General features: G+C 38.5%; 21 protein-coding genes. 14 read left to right on the top strand and 7 right to left on the bottom strand.

All coding sequences use genetic code 11. The annotated features are described in order from the left end of the window. Positions 1-44 precede the first annotated feature (44 nt). From DV417_RS03175 to ftsN, 9 genes are all read left to right on the top strand, one after another. Complete coding sequence (locus DV417_RS03175; RefSeq protein WP_005632159.1) at positions 45-389, top strand: YggL family protein; 345 nt, start codon at positions 45-47, stop codon at positions 387-389. A gap of 211 nt (positions 390-600) precedes the next feature. Then, the gene (gene napF, locus DV417_RS03170) at positions 601-1131 is read left to right on the top strand and encodes a ferredoxin-type protein NapF (protein ID WP_118781773.1); all 531 of its coding nucleotides are present in this window, start codon (positions 601-603) and stop codon (positions 1129-1131) included. Beyond that, positions 1124-1405, top strand: coding sequence for a chaperone NapD (locus DV417_RS03165; protein WP_118878540.1), 282 nt, complete (start codon positions 1124-1126; stop codon positions 1403-1405). Before napF ends, DV417_RS03165 begins: the two co-directional genes overlap by 8 nt. Before the next feature lie 157 nt (positions 1406-1562). Continuing rightward, positions 1563-4046, top strand: coding sequence for a nitrate reductase catalytic subunit NapA (gene napA, locus DV417_RS03160; protein WP_118790526.1), 2484 nt, complete (start codon positions 1563-1565; stop codon positions 4044-4046). A 55-nt stretch (positions 4047-4101) separates the two neighbouring features. After that, positions 4102-4941, top strand: coding sequence for a ferredoxin-type protein NapG (gene napG, locus DV417_RS03155; RefSeq protein WP_114891535.1), 840 nt, complete (start codon positions 4102-4104; stop codon positions 4939-4941). Further along, positions 4941-5804 (top strand): quinol dehydrogenase ferredoxin subunit NapH, encoded by an 864-nt coding sequence (napH, locus tag DV417_RS03150; protein ID WP_118781775.1) that lies wholly within the window; start codon positions 4941-4943, stop codon positions 5802-5804. Before napG ends, napH begins: the two co-directional genes overlap by 1 nt. A 5-nt stretch (positions 5805-5809) precedes the next feature. Continuing rightward, on the top strand, positions 5810-6253 hold the full coding sequence (locus tag DV417_RS03145) for a nitrate reductase cytochrome c-type subunit (RefSeq protein ID WP_005636511.1): 444 nt from the start codon (positions 5810-5812) through the stop codon (positions 6251-6253). Positions 6254-6267: 14 nt separating this feature from the next. Continuing rightward, positions 6268-6870, top strand: a complete 603-nt coding sequence (locus DV417_RS03140; RefSeq protein WP_005632140.1) for a cytochrome c3 family protein — start codon at positions 6268-6270, stop codon at positions 6868-6870. A gap of 175 nt (positions 6871-7045) precedes the next feature. After that, positions 7046-7825: a cell division protein FtsN gene (gene ftsN, locus DV417_RS03135; protein WP_118781776.1), complete on the top strand. Its 780-nt coding sequence runs from the start codon at positions 7046-7048 to the stop codon at positions 7823-7825. Positions 7826-7937: 112 nt separating this feature from the next. On the opposite strand, the gene proB is transcribed toward ftsN, so the two are convergent. After that, positions 7938-9041, bottom strand: coding sequence for a glutamate 5-kinase (gene proB / locus DV417_RS03130; RefSeq protein WP_118878539.1), 1104 nt, complete (start codon positions 9039-9041; stop codon positions 7938-7940). Positions 9042-9142: 101 nt separating this feature from the next. Between proB and folA the strand changes: the two genes are divergently transcribed. The 3 genes from folA (at position 9143) to DV417_RS03115 (ending at position 12523) form a co-directional block, all read left to right on the top strand. Next, on the top strand, positions 9143-9625 hold the full coding sequence (folA, locus tag DV417_RS03125; protein ID WP_118878538.1) for a type 3 dihydrofolate reductase: 483 nt from the start codon (positions 9143-9145) through the stop codon (positions 9623-9625). 183 nt (positions 9626-9808) lie between these two features. Continuing rightward, the gene (locus DV417_RS03120; protein WP_118878537.1) at positions 9809-10981 is read left to right on the top strand and encodes an EmrA/EmrK family multidrug efflux transporter periplasmic adaptor subunit; all 1173 of its coding nucleotides are present in this window, start codon (positions 9809-9811) and stop codon (positions 10979-10981) included. A gap of 9 nt (positions 10982-10990) precedes the next feature. Beyond that, entirely contained in the window at positions 10991-12523 is a 1533-nt protein-coding gene (locus DV417_RS03115; RefSeq protein WP_118878536.1) for a DHA2 family efflux MFS transporter permease subunit, read from the top strand. 77 nt (positions 12524-12600) lie between these two features. Here DV417_RS03115 and ligA read toward each other — a convergent pair whose 3' ends face one another. Continuing rightward, positions 12601-14619, bottom strand: a complete 2019-nt coding sequence (ligA, locus tag DV417_RS03110; protein WP_118878535.1) for an NAD-dependent DNA ligase LigA — start codon at positions 14617-14619, stop codon at positions 12601-12603. A 110-nt stretch (positions 14620-14729) separates the two neighbouring features. Continuing rightward, positions 14730-15716, bottom strand: coding sequence for a cell division protein ZipA (gene zipA, locus DV417_RS03105; protein WP_118878534.1), 987 nt, complete (start codon positions 15714-15716; stop codon positions 14730-14732). A gap of 152 nt (positions 15717-15868) precedes the next feature. Here zipA and cysZ point away from each other — a divergent pair, with 152 nt between their 5' ends. Continuing rightward, the gene (gene cysZ, locus DV417_RS03100; RefSeq protein WP_118878533.1) at positions 15869-16687 is read left to right on the top strand and encodes a sulfate transporter CysZ; all 819 of its coding nucleotides are present in this window, start codon (positions 15869-15871) and stop codon (positions 16685-16687) included. A 99-nt stretch (positions 16688-16786) separates the two neighbouring features. Further along, positions 16787-17737, top strand: a complete 951-nt coding sequence (gene cysK / locus DV417_RS03095) for a cysteine synthase A (protein ID WP_009500098.1) — start codon at positions 16787-16789, stop codon at positions 17735-17737. Between the two features lie 141 nt (positions 17738-17878). Here cysK and DV417_RS03090 read toward each other — a convergent pair whose 3' ends face one another. The 4 genes from DV417_RS03090 to DV417_RS03075 all read right to left on the bottom strand — a co-directional run bounded on the left by DV417_RS03090 (position 17879) and on the right by DV417_RS03075 (position 22792). Then, positions 17879-18535: a HEPN domain-containing protein gene (locus DV417_RS03090; RefSeq protein ID WP_118878532.1), complete on the bottom strand. Its 657-nt coding sequence runs from the start codon at positions 18533-18535 to the stop codon at positions 17879-17881. A gap of 102 nt (positions 18536-18637) precedes the next feature. Beyond that, complete coding sequence (locus tag DV417_RS03085) at positions 18638-19033, bottom strand: SMI1/KNR4 family protein (RefSeq protein WP_046942250.1); 396 nt, start codon at positions 19031-19033, stop codon at positions 18638-18640. A gap of 12 nt (positions 19034-19045) precedes the next feature. Beyond that, positions 19046-19672 (bottom strand): HNH endonuclease, encoded by a 627-nt coding sequence (locus DV417_RS03080; RefSeq protein ID WP_204628263.1) that lies wholly within the window; start codon positions 19670-19672, stop codon positions 19046-19048. Positions 19673-19681: 9 nt separating this feature from the next. Further along, positions 19682-22792: an ATP-binding protein gene (locus tag DV417_RS03075; RefSeq protein WP_118878531.1), complete on the bottom strand. Its 3111-nt coding sequence runs from the start codon at positions 22790-22792 to the stop codon at positions 19682-19684. Positions 22793-22794 lie beyond the last annotated feature (2 nt).

Below are 22794 nucleotides of genomic sequence, written 5' to 3'. Positions count from 1 at the left end.
ATATAGAATACTGATTTGAATACGACCTTAATAGGAGAAATACCATGTCTAAATCTTACAATCAACGTCAACGCAAAAAACTTCACCTCGCTGAATTCCAAGAACTTGGTTTTCTTGTAAATTTCCAATTTGCAGAAGGTACTGCGATTGAAACTGTAGACGAAATCGTTGATCGTTTTATTAACGAAGTGATTCAACCAAATGGTCTAGCTTATGAAGGTAGCGGGTATTTACATTGGGAAGGTTTAGTTTGCCTAGAAAAAATTGGTAAATGTGATGAAAGCCACCGTGAAACTGTGAAAAAATGGTTAGAAACCAATGGTTTGCAACAAATTGAAGTAAGTGAATTATTTGATATTTGGTGGGAATATCCAGCAAAAGCAGAGTAATTTGATTTAAAAACAGCATGGCAATCGCTGTGCTGTTTTATTAAAAATATTAGCGAAATTCACCGCACTTTAGATTTTTTGATCTATCACAAATAAAGCTCAATAATTTAACAATCTACCCATTTCGGGTGGTTTATATTGTAACTGTTGCGTCGCATAATTCTACGCCTTAAAAAAGCATTTGTTTATTTATTCACAAAAGGCACGCTCGATGACCGTTGAAAACTTACCCCGCAGACAGTTTTTACGAGGTAAATTCTTAACGTCTTTACATTCAGAAAATGAGCAAAAACAAGGCTTTGATGGAATTCGCCCACCTTGGGCTGTCGAAAATTCTATTTTTGTGGAGCAATGTACTCGCTGTGGCGATTGTCTTTCTGTCTGTGAAACCAATATTTTGGTAAAAGGCGATGGAGGCTTTCCTGAAGTTCGTTTTGATAATGGTGAATGTACTTTTTGTGGAAAATGCGTAGATGTGTGTAAACAACCTATTTTTCATTCTCGTGATGAAAAGCCTTGGTTACACAAAATCGAAATTGGCATGGCTTGTTTAAGCCAACATAGCATTGAGTGCCGTTCTTGCCAAGACAGCTGCCCGATGAGAGCAATTAGTTTTCGTCTGCAAATGGGTGGAGTGGCGCAGCCTTTAGTGAATACGGATGTTTGTAACGGCTGTGGGGCTTGTTTACAGGGGTGTCCGGTGAATGCGATTAAAATTAGTTATCTAAAACAAAATGAGTAATACAAATTTATCTCCGGGAAGCGCAAAAAATTGGCATGTTGTTGGGCTAATTGTTCAAGGTAATCCGGAAAAATTTGCGGCAATTCGAACCGCACTTTTAGCGATTGAGCATACTGAAATTCCAACTTTTGATGAAAAATTTGGAAAGATGGTCGTAGTGATGCAATCGCATGATCAACATATTCTGCTAGATAATATGGAAAGAGTGAAAGACATTGATGGTGTTATTAATGTGTCATTGGTCTATCACGAGCAAGACGAGCAGAAGAAATAAATTACTATAACAATACCTTTATTCTCTTGTAAGCAAGGAAAATGCTTAAAAGATAAAAGAAAAGTTGTTGTCTTTTATCGTAAGGCTACTGCCTTATAGGTGTGTAAAAAAAGTTTACATTTAATAATAAATCAGTGTTTAACGTGGGGGAAACGCGATGAGTTTAAGTCGTCGAGACTTTATGAAAGCCAACGCAGCTGTAGCTGCGGCAACGGCTGCGGGGCTAACCATCCCAGTCAAAAATGTGGTTGCGGCTGAATCCGAAATTAAATGGGACAAAGCAGTATGTCGTTTCTGTGGTACCGGTTGTGCAGTATTAGTGGGTACTAAAGATGGACGCGTTGTGGCATCTCAAGGTGATCCGGATGCAGAAGTAAACCGTGGTTTAAACTGTATTAAAGGTTACTTCTTACCGAAAATTATGTACGGTAAAGACCGTGTAACTCAGCCACTTTTACGTATGACAAACGGAAAATTTGATAAGAACGGCGATTTTACGCCTGTTTCTTGGGATTTTGCGTTCAAAACAATGGCTGAAAAATTCAAAGAAGCTTTCAAAAAGAACGGTCAAAATGCAGTAGGTATGTTCAGTTCTGGTCAGTCTACCATTTGGGAAGGCTACGCGAAGAACAAACTTTGGAAAGCTGGTTTCCGTTCTAACAACGTAGACCCGAATGCACGTCACTGTATGGCATCGGCTGCAGTTGCGTTTATGCGTACCTTCGGTATGGATGAACCTATGGGTTGTTATAACGACATTGAAAATGCAGATGCTTTCGTTCTTTGGGGCTCAAATATGGCGGAAATGCACCCAATTTTGTGGTCTCGTATTACTGATCGCCGTATTTCTAATCCTGATGTTCGTGTAACTGTACTTTCTACTTACGAGCATCGTAGTTTCGAACTTGCTGATCACGGTTTGGTATTTACACCACAAACCGATTTGGCGATCATGAACTATATTATCAATTATTTAATTCAGAACAATGCTGTAAACCACGATTTTGTGAACAAACACACTAAATTCAAACGTGGTGAAACCAATATTGGTTACGGTTTACGTCCTGAAAATCCATTAGAAAAAGATACTAACCGTAAAACTGCGGGCAAAATGTATGATTCTTCTTTCGAAGAATTAAAACAAATTGTGTCTGAATACACACTTGAAAAAGTATCTGAAATGTCAGGTGTGGATAAAACTCAGCTTGAAACCTTAGCAAAACTTTATGCTGATCCAAGCAAAAAAGTGGTATCTTTCTGGACAATGGGCTTCAACCAACACACTCGTGGTGTGTGGGCAAACCAACTAATTTATAATATCCACTTATTAACTGGGAAAATCTCACTTCCAGGTTGTGGACCATTCTCATTAACAGGTCAACCTTCTGCTTGTGGTACAGCGCGTGAAGTAGGTTCATTCCCTCACCGTTTACCAGCAGACTTAGTGGTAACTAATCCTAAACACCGTGAAACAGCGGAACGTATTTGGAAATTACCAAAAGGTACGGTTTCTGAAAAAGTTGGTTTGGACACAATTGCACAAGACCGTGCAATGAACGATGGCAAAATGAATGTGCTATGGCAAATGTGTAACAACAATATGCAAGCTGGTCCAAACATTAATCAAGATCGTTTACCAGGCTGGCGTAAAGAAGGCAACTTCGTTGTTGTATCTGATCCTTACCCAACTGTATCCGCACTTTCTGCTGACTTAATTCTTCCAACTGCAATGTGGGTAGAAAAAGAGGGTGCTTACGGTAATGCAGAACGTCGTACCCAATTCTGGCGTCAACAAGTAAAAGCACCAGGTGAAGCAAAATCAGACTTATGGCAATTAATGGAGTTTGCAAAATACTTCACAACTGATGAAATGTGGACAGAAGAATTACTTGCTCAAATGCCTGAATATAGAGGTAAAACTTTATATGATGTGCTCTTCAAAAATGGTCAAGTAGATAAATTCCCATTAAGCGAACTTGCTGAAGGTCAATTAAACGACGAATCAGAACACTTTGGTTATTATGTACACAAAGGTTTATTCGAAGAATATGCTGAATTTGGTCGCGGTCATGGTCATGACTTGGCTCCGTTTGAAATGTATCACAAAGCGCGTGGTTTACGCTGGCCGGTTGTAGAAGGTAAAGAAACCTTATGGCGTTACCGTGAAGGCTACGATCCGTACGTTAAAGAAGGTGAAGGTGTGGCATTCTACGGTTATCCAGACAAGAAAGCGATTATTCTTGCGGTACCTTATGAGCCTGCAGCTGAGTCTCCAGATAAAGAATATGATTTATGGTTATCTACCGGTCGTGTTTTAGAGCATTGGCATACAGGTACTATGACTCGTCGTGTGCCTGAATTACACCGTGCAATGCCGAATAACCTTGTTTGGATGCACCCATTAGATGCTGAAGCTCGTGGTTTACGCCATGGCGATAAAATTAAGATTTCATCTCGTCGAGGAGAAATGATTTCTTATTTAGATACTCGCGGACGTAATAAACCACCTCGTGGCTTAGTATTTACCACTTTCTTTGATGCAGGTCAGCTTGCAAATAGCTTAACGCTAGATGCGACAGACCCAATTTCAAAAGAAACCGACTTCAAAAAATGTGCGGTAAAAGTGGAAAAGGCTGCGTAAAAACCATGTAAAAATCAACCGCACTTTATTTTCCTCCTATCAATAACATAGGAAGATGAAAGTGCGGTTAAAATCTAAAAAGAAAATGAAGAAGCCCGCTCTCAATCCTGAACGTAGAAAATTTCTTAAAGAAGCAACCCGTACTGCGGGTGGTTTAGCTGGCGTTGGGATTTTGTTGGGATTGCAGCAAAATCAAAGTCTTGCGCGCGAAGGTGTGCCATTACGTCCGCCGTTTGCTTTGCAAGATGCGAAAGCGTTTTCTGCCGCTTGTATTCGTTGTGGGCAATGTGTTCAAGCCTGCCCTTACGATATGCTGCATTTAGCATCTTTATTATCGCCAGTAGAAGCTGGAACACCGTATTTTATTGCGCGTGATAAACCTTGTGAAATGTGTCCGGATATTCCTTGTGCTCATGCTTGTCCAACAGGCGCACTTGATCGCAATGCGACAGATATTAATGAGTCGCGTATGGGGCTGTCAGTACTGTTAGACCATGAAACGTGTTTGAACTGGCAAGGGTTACGTTGCGATGTTTGTTATCGGGTTTGTCCATTAATCGATAAAGCGATTACATTGGAAAAACAACATAATCAACGTTCTGATAAGCATGCGTTATTTATTCCAACAGTACATTCTGATGCCTGTACCGGATGTGGGAAATGTGAGCAAGCTTGTGTGTTAGAAGAAGCTGCGATTAAGGTTTTACCAATGGATCTTGCAAAAGGTATGTTAGGTAAACATTATCGTTTAGGCTGGGAAGAAAAAGCGAAAGCTGGCCATTCTCTTGCGCCTAAAGATATGATTTCATTGCCTACTCGAACGCCAGAAGGAACAACTGTAATTCCTGAACCGGCAGAACCCGTGCTTGCACCTATTTTAGGGAGTGGCAAATAATGGCAAATACACCAAAATTTGCAGGTAGAGAGTCGCGAGAAAAATGGGGTTGGTGGTACGCAAACCGCTTTTTGTTTTGGCGTCGATTAAGCCAACTTAGCATTCTTGCGATGTTTTTAAGCGGTCCTTATTTTGGCGTGTGGATTTTAAAAGGCAATTATAGTGGAAGCTTATTGCTCGATACTGTTCCATTAAGCGACCCTTTAATTACAGCAGAAAGCTTGGCTGCAAGACATTTACCTGATGCTCTCACCTTGATTGGAGCAGCAATTATTGTGTTATTTTACTCAGTGCTTGGTAGTAAAGTATTTTGTGGTTGGGTATGTCCACTAAATGTTGTGACTGACTGTGCTGCGTGGCTACGCCGTAAGTTAGGCATTCGCCAAACGGCAAAAATTTCGCGCGGTTTACGTTATGGTATTCTTGCGCTTATTTTATTAGGCAGTTGTGTAAGCGGAATGTTGCTTTGGGAGTGGGTTAATCCAGTGGCTGCACTTGGCCGTGCCTTTATATTTGGTTTTGGTGCAACAGGTTGGCTATTACTTGTTATTTTTCTTTTTGATTTATTGATTGCAGAACATGGTTGGTGTGGACATCTTTGCCCGATTGGCGCTGCTTATGGTGTGATTGGTGCAAAAAGTTTAATCCGTATCAAAGTGATTGATCGTGCAAAATGCGATAATTGTATGGATTGTTACAATGTTTGTCCCGAAGCCCAAGTGTTACGTTCACCTTTACATGGAAAAAAAGACGAAAGCCTACTTGTGCTTTCCAAAGATTGCATCAGCTGCGGACGTTGTATTGACGTTTGCGCTGAAAAAGTTTTTAAATTTTCGACCAGATTCGATCATTCAGGGGAGTGATTAATATGACTAAACAGGTATCTAAAATTTTAGCGGGATTATTTACCGCACTTTTTGCTGGCTCACTGATGGCATCTGATGCTCCAGCAGTGGGAAAAGATTTAACTCAAGCTGCAGAAAATATTGCTCCAGCATTTCATAATGCACCGCGTCAAGGTGAATTACCAGCATTAAACTATGTAAACCAACCTCCAATGGTTCCACATAGTGTTGCAAATTATCAAGTGACAAAAAATGCGAACCAATGTTTAAATTGCCACAGTCCAGAAAATTCTCGTTTGAGTGGTGCAACCCGAATCAGCCCAACTCACTTTATGGATCGTGATGGTAAAGTGGGTTCAAGCTCATCACCACGTCGTTATTTCTGTTTACAATGTCACGTTTCTCAATCAAACGTAGATCCGATTGTTCCAAATGATTTCAAACCGATGAAAGGTTACGGAAACTAATTTAAGAGGTCTATATGTCTGAGAAAAAACCAAATATCTTAAAGCGTTTCTGGCAATGGTTTAGAAAACCAAGCCGTATGGCGATAGGTACAATTATTATCTTATCAGCTATTGGCGGTATTCTTTCTTGGGTTGGTTTTAACTATGGTCTAGAGAAAACTAACACTGAGCAGTTCTGTGCGAGTTGTCATACTCAAGATGCTTATCCAGAATATTTGCATAGCGTGCATTATCAAACTCGTACAGGTGTAGGCGCAAGTTGTCCAGATTGCCATGTGCCACATGAATTTGGCGCAAAAATGAAACGTAAAATTGTTGCAGCGAAAGAAGTATTTGCTCACTATACTGGGAAAGTGGATACCTTAGAAAAATTCAATGCACATCGTTTAGAAATGGCTGAAAACGAATGGGCTCGTATGAAAGCTAACGATTCTAAAGAATGCCGTAACTGTCATAAAGTAGATCGTATGAACTTCAACGATCAACGTTCTGTGGCAGCACGTATGCATGAAAAAATGAAGACTGAAGGTAAAACTTGTATTGACTGTCACAAAGGTATTGCACACCAATTACCTGATATGAGTGGCGTTGAGTCAGGATTCAAAGACGAGAAATAATTTTCTCAAAATATTGTGAAAAAATACCGCACTTAGCTAATAAGTGCGGTATTTTTATTTTGTGTTTATACACAATAATCTATTGATGTTAGTCTTTATTTAAAGCCTATTTTTCAGTAAACTTAATGAGTTTTGTTGAATTATTAAAATATCACTTCAAATTTAGGAATTTATTGTGGCTCATCGAGATTTTGCCGCACGTCGCGGTTCAAATAATAAGAAAAAAACAAAAAAGAATAAGAATATTCTGATCATCCTCGCTTTAGTCATTGTGTTGGCTTTTGGCACAGGACTTTATTTGTTGAAAAATAAAAATAGCGAAGCTGTAGTGCAACAGGCTGCGACACAACAAGAAAAAACGCAACCTAAAAGTGTCTTACCTAATCGGCCAGAGGAAGTTTGGAGTTATATCAAAGCGTTAGAAACGCGAACTGTTCCTGTTGATAATAAACCTGCGAGCGTAGAGCAAAATATGCGCTTAACAGAAGAACAACGCCAAGTCCTCGTGCAAATGGAAAAAGAACAACAAGCAGCAGAAGAGGCGCGTAAATTAGCGGAGCAACAACGATCGGAAGAAGCAGCTAAAGCTCAAGTGACACAAAAAGTAGAGCAGGAGAAAAAGCCTGAAGTGTTAAAAATAGAAACAGTGAAACCTGAATCTACACAAAAACAAGAACAGCCTAAAATTGATACTGCTAAAAAAGTTGAGCAACCTAAAACAGCAGATAATCCGAATGGTGGTAAAAAATTTGGTTTGCAATGTGGTGCTTTCAAAAATCGAGCACAAGCTGAAAATATGCAAGGTCGTTTAGCAATGACTGGTTTAAATGCACAAGTACAAGTGAATGGTGAATGGAACCGTGTTCGTGTTGGTGGATTTGCTAGTCGAGATGCAGCAGTGCAAGCGCAAAGTAAAGCTAAAAGTGTGGCGGATTGCGTTGTGATTGGCATGTAATGCTAATCTAACGTTGTTGAGTTATCTTGATACGTTAAATCTCTATCATTGAAATAAAAAATCCCAACTAAAAGTGCGGTGCAATTAGTTGGGATTTTTTCATTAAGGATTATTACAAAATAATCATGTCATCACGATGCATTGCTACTGCACCGTATTCATAGCCTAAAACATTTTCAATGTCTGCTGATTTTCGGCCCTTAATTAATTGTAGGGCATCGCTGTTATAGCGTGGCATACCTAGTGCAATGTCTTTACCAGATTGAGTACGTATTTTGACTACTTCACCTCGCGAAAAAAGCCCTTCCACGTTAGCAATACCAGCTGGTAATAAGGATTTGTTTTGTTCAAGAATAGCATTTTGCGCCCCTTCATCAACAGTGATGATACCTGCAGATGGCGCGGCGAAAAGCCATTGTTTGCGACTTTCTAATCGATCAGATTGATGTGCAATAAATTTTGTACCAATATTTTGTTCATAAGCAAGATCTGCAATTACATTTGGGCGATTACCTGGTGCAATAATTGTTTCAATTCCAGAGCGAGTCGCAACGTCGGCAGCAATGATTTTAGTCATCATTCCACCTGTGCCAAGATTGGTTCCACTGCCACCAGCGATTGAGCGAATGTGATCAGTAATTTGTTCTACAACTGGAATTAATTTCGCTGCAGGATTTTTACGCGGATCACTATCAAATAAACCTTGTTGATCAGTCAATAAATAAAGTTGTTCCGCTTGAACAAGAATAGCGACTAATGCAGATAAATTGTCATTATCGCCCACTTTAATTTCTGCGGTCGCCACCGCATCATTTTCATTAATTACAGGAATAATGTGGTTATCTAAAAGTGCGTGTAAAGTATCTCGCGCATTTAAAAAACGTTCGCGATCTTCAATATCGGCACGCGTTAATAAAAGTTGTCCGATATGAATATCATAAATAGCAAATAATTTTTCCCAAGCCTGAATTAATTGGCTCTGACCAACCGCTGCAAGTAGTTGCTTTGAGGCAATTGTGGGTGGTAATTGGGGATGATTTAGATAATGGCGACCCGCTGCAATAGCGCCAGAAGTAACGATCACTATACGAAATCCATCATTATGCAGTTTTGCAATTTGACGAACGATTTCCATCATGTGCGGTGAATTCAGTTTTGGCGAACCCTGTGTTAGGGTACTTGTACCAAATTTCACTACGATTGTTTTTTTGTTCATAGTCGTTTCCAAAGTTCTTAAAATTGACATTAACGTTATCACTAAATCAATGAAAAATCACCTAATATCAGGTATAGTAATGGCAAATTTTAGGGGGATTTATGACATTTAGTTTAATTGTGGCGACGACATTAAATAGCGTGATTGGTAAAGATAACCAAATGCCTTGGCACTTGCCTGCAGATTTAGTATGGTTTCGTCAGAACACCACTGGCAAACCGGTCATCATGGGGCGTAAAACGTTTGAAAGTATTGGTCGTCCGCTACCTAAAAGGGCGAATATCGTACTTTCTCGTCAGCCCTTTGAACGAGAAGGCGTGGTATGGAAAGATAGCCTTGAAAGTGCGGTCGATTTTGTCAGAGATTTTGATGAAATTATGTTGATTGGTGGGGGAGAGTTATTCAAACAATATTTGCCACAAGCAGATAAGTTATACCTTACTCAAATTCAGGCAGAACTAGATGGTGATACTTTTTTCCCTCAATTGAATTGGGATGAGTGGAAAATTGAATTTGACGAATATCGTAAGGCGGATGAACAAAATTGCTATGATTGTCGATTTTTGATTCTTATACGAAAATAAATCAAATTAATGAGACCATATCTTTGGAGCATTCATTAATCTAGAAAATAAAGATATGATGATTTCCCTTGAGTTCCCCTTTTTAAAGTTTCATAATGACCCTTCATTTTTTATTTTTGATAGTTTTAAAGGTTATCTTAAATATCTCATTTTTAAACATTATCCCAACTTAGGGAAGGCATTATGACGCAAACTGCAACTGAAAACCCATCAAATAAATCTGTATCAAATAAAACTAACCGTAAAAAAGGCTTAAGTATTTTTATTCTTCTCCTGCTTATTATTGGTATTGCTTGTGCTTTGTATTGGTTTTTCTTCTTGAAAGATTTTGAGGAAACGGAAGATGCTTATGTGGGTGGAAATCAAGTGATGGTGTCATCACAAGTTGCGGGCAATGTAGCGAAGATTAATGCTGACAATATGGATAAAGTCCATGCAGGTGATATTCTAGTTGAATTGGATGATACGAATGCGAAACTTAGCTTCGAACAGGCCAAAAGCAATCTCGCCAATGCTGTACGTCAGGTAGAACAACTTGGTTTCACTGTGCAGCAATTGCAATCAGCTGTGCACGCCAATGAAATTTCTTTAGCTCAAGCTCAAGGCAATTTGACACGCCGTGTTCAACTTGAAAAAATGGGCGCGATTGATAAAGAATCTTTCCAACATGCAAAAGAAGCCGTTGAGCTTTCCAAAGCAAATTTAAATTCTTCTAGAAATCAATTAGCGGCCAATCAGGCTTTATTGAGTAACGTTCCACTACGTCAACAACCGCAAATACAGAATGCAATGAGCTCGCTTAAACAGGCTTGGTTGAATTTACAACGTACAAAAATTAGAAGTCCAATTGATGGCTATGTGGCGCGTCGTAATGCTCAAGTTGGGCAAGCTGTTTCAGTGGGCGGCGCATTAATGGCAGTGGTTTCTAATGAACAAATGTGGCTAGAAGCTAACTTCAAAGAAACCCAATTAACGAATATGCGCATTGGCCAGCCGGTGAAAATTTATTTTGATTTATACGGTAAAAATAAAGAATTTGATGGCGTGATAAATGGTATTGAAATGGGGACTGGCAATGCGTTTTCTCTTTTACCTTCACAAAATGCTACGGGTAACTGGATTAAGGTGGTGCAACGTGTACCTGTGCGAATTAAATTAGATCCACAACAATTTGTAGAAACACCATTGAGAATTGGTCTTTCTGCAACGGCAAAAGTAAGAATTTCCGATTCATCTGGTCCAATATTAAGAGAAAAAGCAGAACCGAAAACGTTATTTGCTACTGATACACTTAAATATGATGAAAGTGCGGTAGAAGATTTGATTGAATCTATTATTCAACAAAACAGCCATTAAGGCGGTGTTATGGACAATTCCGCAAAAAAATTCCCGCCTATTCAAGGTGGCGCCCTGATTTTATTGACGCTGGCTTTATCTCTTGCCACCTTTATGCAAGTATTAGATTCTACCATTGCAAATGTGGCGATTCCTACTATTGCGGGAGATCTTGGCGCATCTTTTAGTCAAGGTACATGGGTAATTACTTCTTTTGGTGTGGCAAATGCGATTTCTATTCCAATAACAGGTTGGTTAGCAAAACGTTTTGGCGAAGTGCGGTTATTTTTAGTCTCAACTTTTTTATTCGTTGTTTCATCTTGGCTTTGTGGGATTGCAGATAGTCTTGAAGCATTAATTATTTTTCGCGTCATTCAAGGTGCTGTAGCAGGCCCGGTGATTCCCCTTTCGCAAAGTTTATTATTAAATAATTACCCGCCAGAAAAACGTGGAATGGCATTGGCATTTTGGTCAATGACTATTGTTGTTGCACCTATTTTTGGCCCAATTTTAGGCGGATGGATTAGTGATAATATCCACTGGGGATGGATTTTCTTTATTAATGTTCCGATTGGTTTATTAGTTGTGCTAATCAGCTGGAAGATTTTAGGTAGACGAGAAAGTGAAATTGTTCATCAACCTATTGATAAGGTCGGTTTAGTTTTACTTGTCTTAGGCGTGGGATGTTTGCAATTAATGCTTGATCAGGGGCGTGAGCAAGATTGGTTTAATTCTAATGAAATCATTATATTAGCCGTTGTTGCTGTCGTTTGTCTGATTGCCTTGGTTATTTGGGAATTGACAGATGATAATCCTGTAGTAGATATTTCGCTTTTCCATTCTCGTAATTTTAGTGTAGGGTGTTTATGTACTAGTTTAGCCTTTTTGATTTATTTAGGTTCTGTGGTATTAATTCCGCTCTTGCTACAACAAGTCTTCCATTACACCGCGACGTGGGCTGGGCTTGCGGCTTCCCCAGTTGGATTATTCCCAATTTTGCTTTCACCGATTATTGGGCGTTTCGGTTATAAGATCGATATGCGAGTTTTAGTGACAATAAGTTTTATTGTATATGCAATAACATTTTATTGGCGAGCGGTGACTTTTGAGCCATCAATGACATTTGCTGATGTGACTTTACCACAATTAGTGCAAGGTTTGGCTGTGGCTTGTTTCTTTATGCCACTTACCACTATAACGCTGTCTGGCTTGCCTGCGCATAGAATGGCTTCTGCATCTAGCTTATTTAACTTCTTGAGAACTTTAGCGGGTTCTGTAGGGACATCTTTAACCACATTTATTTGGTATAACCGTGAAGCTGTTCACCATACTCAATTAACGGAACACATTAATCCTTATAACCCAATTTCCCAAAGTTTTTACCATCAAATGAATCAATTTGGTTTAAGTGATACCCAAACTTCAGCTTACATTGCTCAACAAATAACATCGCAAGGATTTATTATTGGCGCAAATGAAATATTTTGGCTATCAGCTATGGGATTCTTAGGATTGTTTATTGTGATTTGGTTTGCAAAACCACCTTTTGGCGGGCGTCATTAGCGGTATATCCCTAATACAAAAGAGCGGTCAAAATATAATGATTTTTGGCCGCTTTTGTTTATACGATTTGAATTCAACTAATTTAAAAGATTAACCTGCTCTAAAAATTCTTCTTCTGTTAATACTGGAATATTTAGTTCCTGTGCTTTGGCGAGTTTAGAGCCAGCTGCGTCACCTGCGATGACAAAGTCAGTTTTACTGGAAACAGAACCACTTACTTTTGCGCCTAATTGCTGTAGTAATGCTTTTGCTTCGTTGCGACCCATTTGAGTGAGGGTGCCTGTGAGGACGACGGTTTTATCTTTGAAGAAGTTTTCACTGGCTTCTTTTACTTCCACAGTTTCCCAATGTACGCCTTGTGCGATTAAATCATCAACAACCGCAACATTATGCGCTTCACGCCAGAATACAAAAATTCTGTTTGCTACAACTTCACCCACATCAGGCACTTGTTGAAGTTGTTCAAGATCAGCGGCTTTAAGGGTATCTAAAGTTTTAAAGTGATTAGCGAGATTCAATGCAGTGGCTTCACCTACTTCACGAATGCCTAAAGCAAAAATAAAGCGAGCAAGGGTCGTGCTTTTAGCTTTCTCAAGACTATTGAGAGCGTTTTCTGCAGATTTTGCGCCCATTCTTTCTAAGCGAGTGAGCGTAGTTAAATCAAGTTTAAATAAGTCCGCTGGTGTATGAATCAGTTCTCGATCGACTAATTGTTCTATTAATTTTCCGCCTATACTATCAATATCCATGGCTTTACGAGAGACGAAATGTTTTAACGCCTCTTTGCGTTGTGCAGCACAGAATAAACCTCCCGTACAGCGAGCCACCGCTTCGCCTTCAATACGAATAATTTGAGAGTCGCACACAGGGCAGTTTGTTGGGAAAATTATTGGTTTAGCATTATCAGGGCGACGTTCATGTAATACACCGATAATTTGTGGAATTACATCGCCTGCTCGACGAATGACAACAGTATCGCCAATAGCAATATTTAAGCGTTCAATTTCATCACCATTGTGTAAGGTGGCATTACTTACTGTAACACCTGCAACAAACACTGGTTCTAATTTAGCGACCGGTGTGATTGCACCGGTTCGACCAACTTGGAATTCAACATCATTCAAGACAGTTAATTCTTCTTGAGCTGGGAACTTATAAGCAATTGCCCAACGAGGTGCTTTAGAAATAAATCCTAACTCATTTTGTAAGGCTATATCATTGATTTTTAATACTGTCCCATCAATGTCATAACCCAGCGAGCTTCGTTTATTTTGAATATCTCGGTAAAAATCTAAAACTTCATTTGTGCCATTACATAAACGAATTTCTGGATTCACTGGAATACCGATGGATTTTAGCCATTGCAAACGAGCATAATGAGTATTTGGCAGTTCAACGCCTTCAGCAATTCCAATACCATAAGCATTTAATACTAATGGGCGTTTACTTGTAATATTGGGATCAAGCTGGCGCAAAGAACCTGCCGCAGCATTACGAGGGTTAGCAAAGGTTTTTTCACCATGTTCTAGCGCATATTCATTTAAACGCTCAAAGCCTGCGTGTGGCATAAAAACTTCGCCTCGCACTTCTAAACGTGCGGGAGGATTGTCCGTTAGAAGTTGTAATGGAATATTACGAATAGTGCGGATATTGGCTGTAATATCTTCGCCAGTGGTGCCATCACCACGAGTGGCAGCTTGGGTGAGAATTCCATTTACATACAAAATACTCACTGCCAAACCATCAAGTTTAGGTTCACAACAGAATGTAAGTGGTTTAGGCAATACGATTAAACGATCTTCAATGCGTTTTACAAAGGCATTGAATTCTTCATCGGAAAAAGCATTATCCAAAGAGAGCATGGGAATTTCATGACGAATTTGGCTAAACCCAGAAAGTGGTTTTGCGCCAACACGTTGAGTTGGGGAGTCTGAAGTAAGAAATTCAGGATGTTCTAGTTCTAACGCTTTTAGTTGATGAAATAGACGATCATATTCGCTATCAGGCACGGTTGGATTATCTAGAACGTGATATTCGTATTCATATTGGCGCAAGGTTTTGCGTAGATTGTCTATTTGAGTTTGAATATTTGTCATAAAATTCTCGGGGAAAAATGACCGCACTTTTTGTGTGTTTAGAGTGAAAATAGACAGGCATAAAGCCTGTCTCAATAAAGATAAAAGTGCGGTAAATTTAAGGCATGGATTTACACGCGAGCAAGATATGCTTGCTCTGCATTTTCATCAAAGATTTCTTGTTCTTCAGTAAGCACGATGCCTTGTAAATCTTCGGCTAATGTATGCGCAGCGCGGATCATCATTCGTAAATTAGCGAGATTATTACCTGGTGATGGTAGTTGCATAAAGAATACAATTCCCATCGTGCTGAAATCGACTAAGTTATAAGCATCGAATGTTCCCGGTTGCTCTAAATTTGCCACGCTAAAGAGAACTGGACTTGCCACACTTAAATCTAAGTGGCGGTGATACATTTCATCCTCACCCAAGATAAACCCTAGGTTTTCAAGTGCTTGTACTAATTTTGCACCATTGAATTGCTCGCTAGATTTGGGAATAAGATAAAGTTGAATATAGCCCGTTGTTTGTTTGAGTTTGGCTGTCGTTTCTGCTTTTGGTTCATTAAAAGATACGTTGTAGTCCACTTGACGTTCTTCGTGAGCTAATTCCGCAAGTTGCGCTCTTAATTCTGGTGATGATGAATTAATTCCATCGAAACTAGCATTTTGGCTTTGTTCTTCAATTTGTTCCAATGTCATATTAGCAACGCTATTTGATGTCGGCATATCATATTGTGGTTGAGTCGGCTTTAACGGCTCATAACGATGATTTCCCATATCATAAACAGGTTGAACATTTGGAATTGAAATCTTAATGTCATCGACGCTTTTTTCACTTTGTCTATAATCAACAGGTTCTTGATTCACTGATGCATTAGGCATGACTTTATGACGAATTGGTGCATTTGCTTGCGCTGTAGTGACGTGAGACAAATTAGCATTTGTTGGTATCGTTTCTTCTTGCGTATGGGATCTTTGCACATGAGAAGTGCGGTCAAATTTGTTGGCTTTATCAAAATATTTTGATTTCTCACGACGATTTGACCATAATCCGTGCACGATTAAGGCAACGAGTGCCAAAATGCCCACAATAATCAAAATTGTATTTAAATCCATCTCTATTCCTTACGCGTGCTAGTCCAGCGAGAATGCTATTAATGGCGCTAATCCTACCATATTTCAGTAGGTGAAAAAATACTTCAATGCGTGGAATTTTAAGGGAAAAGAGCGGTCTGTTTTAGGCGTATTTTTATTGAAAGGAAAGAAAAATGTTGAATCCCAATGAATTAAAATCTGGTTTCCATTATTTTGTAATGGGCTGGCATTACATCACGCAAAAAGGTCTGCGTCGGTTTGTTATTATTCCGATTTTGCTCAATACCGTTTTGCTTTGTGGTTTATTTTGGCTTTTTATTAGTCAAATTACCAGTGCGATTGATTGGGTGATGAATTTTATTCCAGACTGGCTGAATTTTCTCAGTGTAATTTTGTTAACCCTGTCAATTTTAACGATTTTATTGCTCTTTTATTTTACTTTCACCACACTGTCCGGTTTTATCGCTGCCCCTTTTAATGGCTTGTTAGCGGAAAAAGTAGAAAAAATGCTGACAGGTGAAAATATTAATGATGATAGTCTCGTGGATGTAATGAAAGATGTGCCTCGTATGCTTTCTCGAGAGTGGCAAAAATTACGTTACAGCCTGCCTAAAATTATCGCCTTGTTTTTACTAAGTTTTATTCCTTTGGTTGGGCAAACCATCGTACCTGTACTTACTTTTTTGTTCACTTGTTGGATGATGGCAATTCAATACTGTGATTATCCTTTTGATAATCACAAAGTCTCTTTTGATATCATGAAAAATGCGCTTGGCAATCAACGAACTCAAAGTTTAAGTTTTGGTGGATTGGTGACTTGTTGCACATTTGTGCCCGTGATTAATTTATTAATTATGCCTGTTGCAGTATGCGGTGCGACGGTGATGTGGGTGGAAAATTATCGTAATTATTTACGTTTTAATATGAATAGCTACCCATCATCTCAAACGGGGCTTGATGTTCGTTCAGAAAATACAGGGGTTGTTAAATAGCTTGCGGTTATAAAATAGATCAAATAACTATTTTTTTAATCAAAAGTGCGGTGCTATAAATAAACCAACACTAACGAAGTCCAACAAAAGGGAAATATTATGACAATTTATGCAGACAATTCTTATTCTATCGGAAATACGCCACTTGTGCGTTTAAAACATTTTGGTCATAACGGCAATGTGGTCGTGAAAATTGAAGGTCGTAACCCAAGCTACAGCGTAAAATGCCGTATTGGAGCGAATATGGTGTGGCAAGCAGAAAAAGATGGCACGCTCACGAAAGGAAAAGAAATTGTAGATGCAACGAGCGGTAATACAGGTATCGCTTTGGCCTATGTTGCAGCCGCTAGAGGTTATAAAATCACGCTCACCATGCCAGAAACAATGAGCCTAGAAAGAAAACGTTTATTGCGCGGATTGGGTGTGAATTTAGTGCTTACCGAAGGCACAAAAGGAATGAAAGGCGCGATTGCGAAAGCGGAAGAAATTGTTGCTTCTGATCCAAGCCGCTATGTCATGCTTAAACAGTTTGAAAATCCAGCCAACCCACAAATTCATCGAGAAACAACAGGTCCTGAAATTTGGAAAGATACGGATGGTAAAGTCGATGTTGTGGTTGCTGGCGTAGGAACAGGTGGCACAATTACGGGTATTTCTCGTGCGATTAAATTAGATTTTGGTAAACAAATCACTTCTGTTGCTGTTGAACCAGCGGAATCGCCTGTTATTACTCAAACTTTAGCGGGCGAAGAAGCAAAACCAGGTCCACACAAAATTCAGGGTATCGGTGCTGGTTTTATTCCAAAAAATTTAGATTTATCTATTATTGATCGCGTAGAAACTGTTGATAGCGATACCGCACTTGCCACAGCTCGTCGCTTAATGGCGGAAGAAGGCATTCTTGCAGGTATTTCATCTGGTGCAGCTGTCGCGGCTGCAGATCGCCTAGCTAAATTACCAGAATTTGCTGATAAACTCATTGTCGTTATTTTGCCTTCAGCTTCAGAGCGCTATTTAAGCACAGCATTGTTTGAAGGGATTGAGGGATAAACCAAGAAGAACAAAGTGCGGTGAATTTTCACCGCACTTTTACCTAGACCAAAGGAGTTCAATCTGAATGATATCAGATTGGTGAGAATTATAGCGAACTAGATTGCAAGGTTGGTTCGCAAATTACATTAAGAAATAAATTTATTTTACAACAGGATAGAAAGGTTTTCCCCAACTTGGCTCTGAATCATTACGCAACATAATTTTTACCATTGCAGGTACGAATAATGACAGTAATGCACAGGCTTCTTCTAGCTGTTTACGGTTGGTACTACTTTCATAAGTAGCTCCGCCATGTATAAGCTGATTTCTCAATGTGTATAAATGCCCAAATACCACTTCCAATACTTCTGCTGTTTTCTGTTCTTCAAAAGCAAAATGGGCTTTTTTCTTCGCTGCAGAAAACATTGCTTTCCATTCTTTCCCTGCTAATAGACCATTATGAGCATCCCAAAATGGTTGGAATGTATAAGGCGTATCTAGTAGAGCTTTCACTGTCCCAGGAAATTCATCCCAGATAATTCCATAAAGTAGATGTTCAGAATCCAATTCACAAAGGCGAGTAATAAATTGATGAAATACCTTACGTTCAATTTCTTTTTTACTTAACTCATCGGCATAGGCTGCATTAAAGGCAATCCAAAGTGCGATAAATTTGAAGTCTAAATTTTCTTCTTCATTGGCTTTTTTCAACCAGCTTAATGTACGGTGCATTTTTAAGCGAAAGTTATCGTTAAAGGTATCACGATTTTCTTTGTAGTAATCATTTAAATTTTCTAATTGTTCAGTCAGTGACATAATAGGCTCCGATGTTATCAACATGGAGCCATTATGGTATAGATTGGTGGGTTTGTAAATTTTAGAAGGAAACCAACCTCTTGGGACGGTTTGGGGAAAGAGTTAATACAACTTTTCTAGAAACTGAGTAAATGTCTCTGATAAAGGTTCTATTTGATCGGTTTCACTTTTCCAATAAACAATTTTTCCTTCATAGAGACAAATCAAATTACCACCTGAATTGCTAGCAAATGCTACAAGATTCTTAAATTGGGTTTCAAAACCAAATACATCATAAATATTATCACTATCTTCAACATTCAAAGAAAGCAATTTCTTAAATTCGCATTCTTTTTCTGTTTCAGTATCAAAATATTTATTTGATGGGCGACCATTGTTATATTGATTAAGAATCGCTTTTAAATCATCAGGAAATTTTATATCTGCTTTTTTTTCAAAAAGTTCAATTACATTTTGTTCTTTAATTGGTTTAACGTATTTCCAAGTTAATTGTGTCATAATTCAAGCCTCTTATCTATTTTCAGAACCACCACCCCAGATTGCTTTTCCTCCGGTGTGACCTGTTTTACTATGGGTTTCTGTATCAACTAATTGCATTTTTCCCGATTCTTCATGGTGATGCCATGTATAACCGTCTGGGGTATCTCCATTTTCAATTTGCTCTAATTGTTCGTCAGAAAACTTTTCTTTTAATTCCGAATTGTTTTCAACTGCTTCTTTTAGCTGTTTATTACATTCTTCAAATTGAACTCTATCTGAAGATTGATACATTTCTTCTGGTAATAGAGCATCAAACGTCGATTCAAATTCAGGGAAAACACCCGTTACTTGTTCTCCTTGAGGATTTTCAACTGTTTTTTCCTTAAATGGAACATTTGTTTCGGGATGGGTTGTATCTTTTAACTTTTCATTACGGCAAGAAATCTTTTTCTCGTTATTTTCTTTATGTTCACCATTAGCATAGCATTTGTCGTCTACTGGAGGCAAATCATCTATTGCCAACATAGGATTAATATCTTTAACCTCTTCTTTGTCATCAATCGGAGGTAAATCCTTAATCTCAGGCATTTTAAAAGAATTATCTTTAGTGCTTTCTACAGAGGGCTGAATATCCGAAGGCTTAAAATTCTCTAACATAATAGTCCCCTAGCTAATGTTAGCTAAATGCTGTTGTAACTCAACAGATAAATCTTCTTGAACCAATTCTATTTGTTGCTGAATGATCCGTTGATAAAGATCAACCAAATAAGTATCATCTTTTTCCAAAATTGGCGGAATTGTATTTTGAGTAAGACGACTAACGACCTCTAAAAAGTAATTTTTATACTCTACGCCTAGTTTTGACTGCTCAATACTTTTAGAAATTTCAACCAAATCTAGCTGTTTTTTCGTCTTTTGGCTAAATAACAAATCTGCAATATGTTGATGAAATGCTTTTTTCTCATCACTTAGCTGCTTTTGCGGCTCATATTGATACGGCTTTTCTTCCTCTCCAAAGTGATGAATTTTACAAAGTACTGGTTCTAACCAATCGTTTTGATATACCACTGCTACACCTTTTGGCAATTTTGCGATTTCTTCTAACTGCTCATCCGTGACTCCAGCCGCTTTACCTGCTAAACGACGATCTGTTTCATCAGGCAAACGCATAATAATTTTTGTGTTGGTATTACGAATAGCTGAAATATCTACCGCACTTGGTGACTGATCTGCAATAATAAAGCCTTCGCCATAAGTCCGCATTTCGGCAATCGCATTAGATAACATTTCCACTGCCTTACCTGCTACGTTTGAACCTTCTGAGCTTTGTTCTGTTGAAGTACGTTTCAAAATATTATGTGCTTCTTCTAGTACAGTAACGTGTTTGAGTGGTTGGTTCATCCCAGTAGCATCCGACATACGATGTTCGCTCAAACGCATTACTAAAATGCCCATAATGAGCGATTTGGTTTCTTGTGAGCCTATACGGCTTAAATCTACAATCACATTGCTATCAAATAACTGTGCATTATCAATTTCATTTGAAGCAAAAATTTGCCCATTTAAACCATTAGTGAGTGACTTAACGCGTGTCACTAATGAACCGATATAGTTACTTTTCACTTCCTCTGAGAATGCTGATTGCTGAATCACTTTTTCTAATTGTGTGAGTAAATCTGTAAAGGTTGGGAATAATGCTTTGCCAAACAGATTACAAGATGTATCCAAATCCCAACCGCTTGTTTTATAGGCCTCTAACATGGCATCTTTCAATACAGCAGGCATAGCCGCATACATCGGCCAGCAAACATTGAAGATTTCCACTAAGCGATCAATATGTTCTAAAACGTGTATCCCCTCTGGGAATTTAAACGGATTGATTTTAAGCATTTGAGCTTGGAGCGGATTTGTGCCTAATACCAACACATCTTCACTATGCCCAAAAACATTTTTGTATTCGCCTTTTGCAGGTTCAATCACCATAAAGTTCACATCATTTTTATTTAATTCAGAAAGTAATTGATAAACCGTATTACTTTTCCCTGAACCAGTAGAACCTGTTACAAAAATATGGCTTGATAATTTCTTAACATCTAGTTCTACTTTTTGTGGTAGATCTGTCCATAAGTGACGAACCACACCAAGATTAACTGATTTTTCTGCTTTTTGAGTGAAACCATCAACATTTTGGATTTTGCGCCCAAAAGGTGTTGCTTCAACAACAGAGACTGTTGAAGTTGAACGGCGTGGCAAACTTAATTGCATTGCCATTTCTTTTCCTGACACCAAAGTCGCAGGTGTTAAATAAGAAATATTCAGGTTTCTTGATAAATCAGACATCAATCGCGGGTGTGTTAAATTACATAACCAAGGTAATAACATTTTACTTTTATCGCTATTCCAAGTAGTTAAAGCAAAATTCTCGCTATTAGAATTTTCTCCACGCATTAAGCCTAAAAATACACTCGCTAAAGAACGAGAAGATGCCGTACTATCACCGATAAAATAAGCCGCAGTATGCCAAGCACCATATCGTCTTGCTTCTGTAACACGTTCTAAATGATGATCAACTTGTTTTAATAATTGTTCAATACCTTTATCAACTATTTCTAAGGTAATTTGACGACTAGATCCTTGCGTATTATTTACGGATTTATTTGTCGTGCTACCGTAAGTATCGGTTGTCGTAGTGCCTGTTGTTGAACCAGAACTAAGTGATGAACCGTGTGTTTTCCCTGTGCTATTAGATGTGGATGTTCCTGTTGTATGAGAAGAGTTAGTACTTCTAGTATAGGATGAGCTTACCGTAGATGTATGACTATATCCTCTAGTTACTGAAGCATTCGCCAAAAAAGAAAATCCAGCTGTAGTACTAGTACTAAGAGTTGAGCTATTTGATTCACCTCTTGTAAAAGACTCGCTACTACCTTTAGTAAAACTTTCATTTTTACCTGTGGTAAAAGTATTTGAAGTACTTTCATTTGTACTTTTGGTTTCCGTCAAACTCAAACTTTGCCCAAATGATTGACTAATACTTTCTCCAATACTTAATCCAATGCTTTCACTCTCATTTTCACCAAAAGAAAGTGATTGCTTTAATAAGGGTGAAAGTTGAGTAGCAACGCTTTCATAACCATGTTGAATAGAATTTAATTGAGCCGAATCAATCGGCTCAGCTAAAATTAATGCTTGGTAACAACGCCCTTCCGCAGCATCAATAAATTTTTCTAGCCCTTGCATAAAAAATTCACGTTCAATTACTGCATTTGAGGGCACGCCACTTACCGCTGTTACGGAAGGCGGTAAATTTTGTTTTGTTTGATTTAATCCAAATAATAACTTCTCTGTTTCTTGGCTATTAATAGAGGTTAATTGACTACCCGAAAAATGACCTTTAAATACCTGCTCAACTAAAGCCCCAGCTTCTGCCCCCATCATTTTTTTAGGAATACCTCGTACGCCTAAATAAACATCTGTTGTAGTCCCATCACTTTTCAAAAATAAAAAAACGGAATAACCAGCAGAACCTAAAGCGGTATAAGCAGCCGTAAGGCTTTCTAATGTAGATTGTTTGTTTTCTAAAACGATACGTTCGACTTTATATAATCGAGTATCCAATCCATAAGAAAGTTGGCTATTTGTTGCTAACAACATTGGAGCATAATGTTCAAGCTCTGCTAAATAGTTTTTATTTAGCAATGCTTGACCATTTTGTAATGATGCAAGGGCCTTTGTTCTAATATTTTCAGGATTTTTAGTCATTAATTGAGTAGTCATAT

The sequence above is a fragment of the Haemophilus haemolyticus genome, assembly GCF_003490935.1.
GTDB lineage: Bacteria > Pseudomonadota > Gammaproteobacteria > Enterobacterales > Pasteurellaceae > Haemophilus > Haemophilus haemolyticus_M.
Note: the sequence above shows the minus strand (reverse complement) of the source record. Positions and strands in the feature narration are given on the sequence as shown.

What these genes read in the sequence shown, in the direction of transcription:
- DV417_RS03175 (WP_005632159.1), top strand. Translation starts at nt 45, where the DNA reads ATGTCTAAATCTTACAATCAACGTCAACGCAAAAAACTTCACCTCGCT.
- napF (WP_118781773.1), top strand. Translation starts at nt 601, where the DNA reads ATGACCGTTGAAAACTTACCCCGCAGACAGTTTTTACGAGGTAAATTC.
- DV417_RS03165 (WP_118878540.1), top strand. Translation starts at nt 1,124, where the DNA reads ATGAGTAATACAAATTTATCTCCGGGAAGCGCAAAAAATTGGCATGTT.
- napA (WP_118790526.1), top strand. Translation starts at nt 1,563, where the DNA reads ATGAGTTTAAGTCGTCGAGACTTTATGAAAGCCAACGCAGCTGTAGCT.
- napG (WP_114891535.1), top strand. Translation starts at nt 4,102, where the DNA reads ATGAAAGTGCGGTTAAAATCTAAAAAGAAAATGAAGAAGCCCGCTCTC.
- napH (WP_118781775.1), top strand. Translation starts at nt 4,941, where the DNA reads ATGGCAAATACACCAAAATTTGCAGGTAGAGAGTCGCGAGAAAAATGG.
- DV417_RS03145 (WP_005636511.1), top strand. Translation starts at nt 5,810, where the DNA reads ATGACTAAACAGGTATCTAAAATTTTAGCGGGATTATTTACCGCACTT.
- DV417_RS03140 (WP_005632140.1), top strand. Translation starts at nt 6,268, where the DNA reads ATGTCTGAGAAAAAACCAAATATCTTAAAGCGTTTCTGGCAATGGTTT.
- proB (WP_118878539.1), bottom strand. Translation starts at nt 9,041, where the DNA reads ATGAACAAAAAAACAATCGTAGTGAAATTTGGTACAAGTACCCTAACA.
- folA (WP_118878538.1), top strand. Translation starts at nt 9,143, where the DNA reads ATGACATTTAGTTTAATTGTGGCGACGACATTAAATAGCGTGATTGGT.
- DV417_RS03120 (WP_118878537.1), top strand. Translation starts at nt 9,809, where the DNA reads ATGACGCAAACTGCAACTGAAAACCCATCAAATAAATCTGTATCAAAT.
- DV417_RS03115 (WP_118878536.1), top strand. Translation starts at nt 10,991, where the DNA reads ATGGACAATTCCGCAAAAAAATTCCCGCCTATTCAAGGTGGCGCCCTG.
- ligA (WP_118878535.1), bottom strand. Translation starts at nt 14,619, where the DNA reads ATGACAAATATTCAAACTCAAATAGACAATCTACGCAAAACCTTGCGC.
- zipA (WP_118878534.1), bottom strand. Translation starts at nt 15,716, where the DNA reads ATGGATTTAAATACAATTTTGATTATTGTGGGCATTTTGGCACTCGTT.
- cysZ (WP_118878533.1), top strand. Translation starts at nt 15,869, where the DNA reads ATGTTGAATCCCAATGAATTAAAATCTGGTTTCCATTATTTTGTAATG.
- cysK (WP_009500098.1), top strand. Translation starts at nt 16,787, where the DNA reads ATGACAATTTATGCAGACAATTCTTATTCTATCGGAAATACGCCACTT.
- DV417_RS03090 (WP_118878532.1), bottom strand. Translation starts at nt 18,535, where the DNA reads ATGTCACTGACTGAACAATTAGAAAATTTAAATGATTACTACAAAGAA.
- DV417_RS03085 (WP_046942250.1), bottom strand. Translation starts at nt 19,033, where the DNA reads ATGACACAATTAACTTGGAAATACGTTAAACCAATTAAAGAACAAAAT.
- DV417_RS03080 (WP_204628263.1), bottom strand. Translation starts at nt 19,672, where the DNA reads ATGTTAGAGAATTTTAAGCCTTCGGATATTCAGCCCTCTGTAGAAAGC.
- DV417_RS03075 (WP_118878531.1), bottom strand. Translation starts at nt 22,792, where the DNA reads ATGACTACTCAATTAATGACTAAAAATCCTGAAAATATTAGAACAAAG.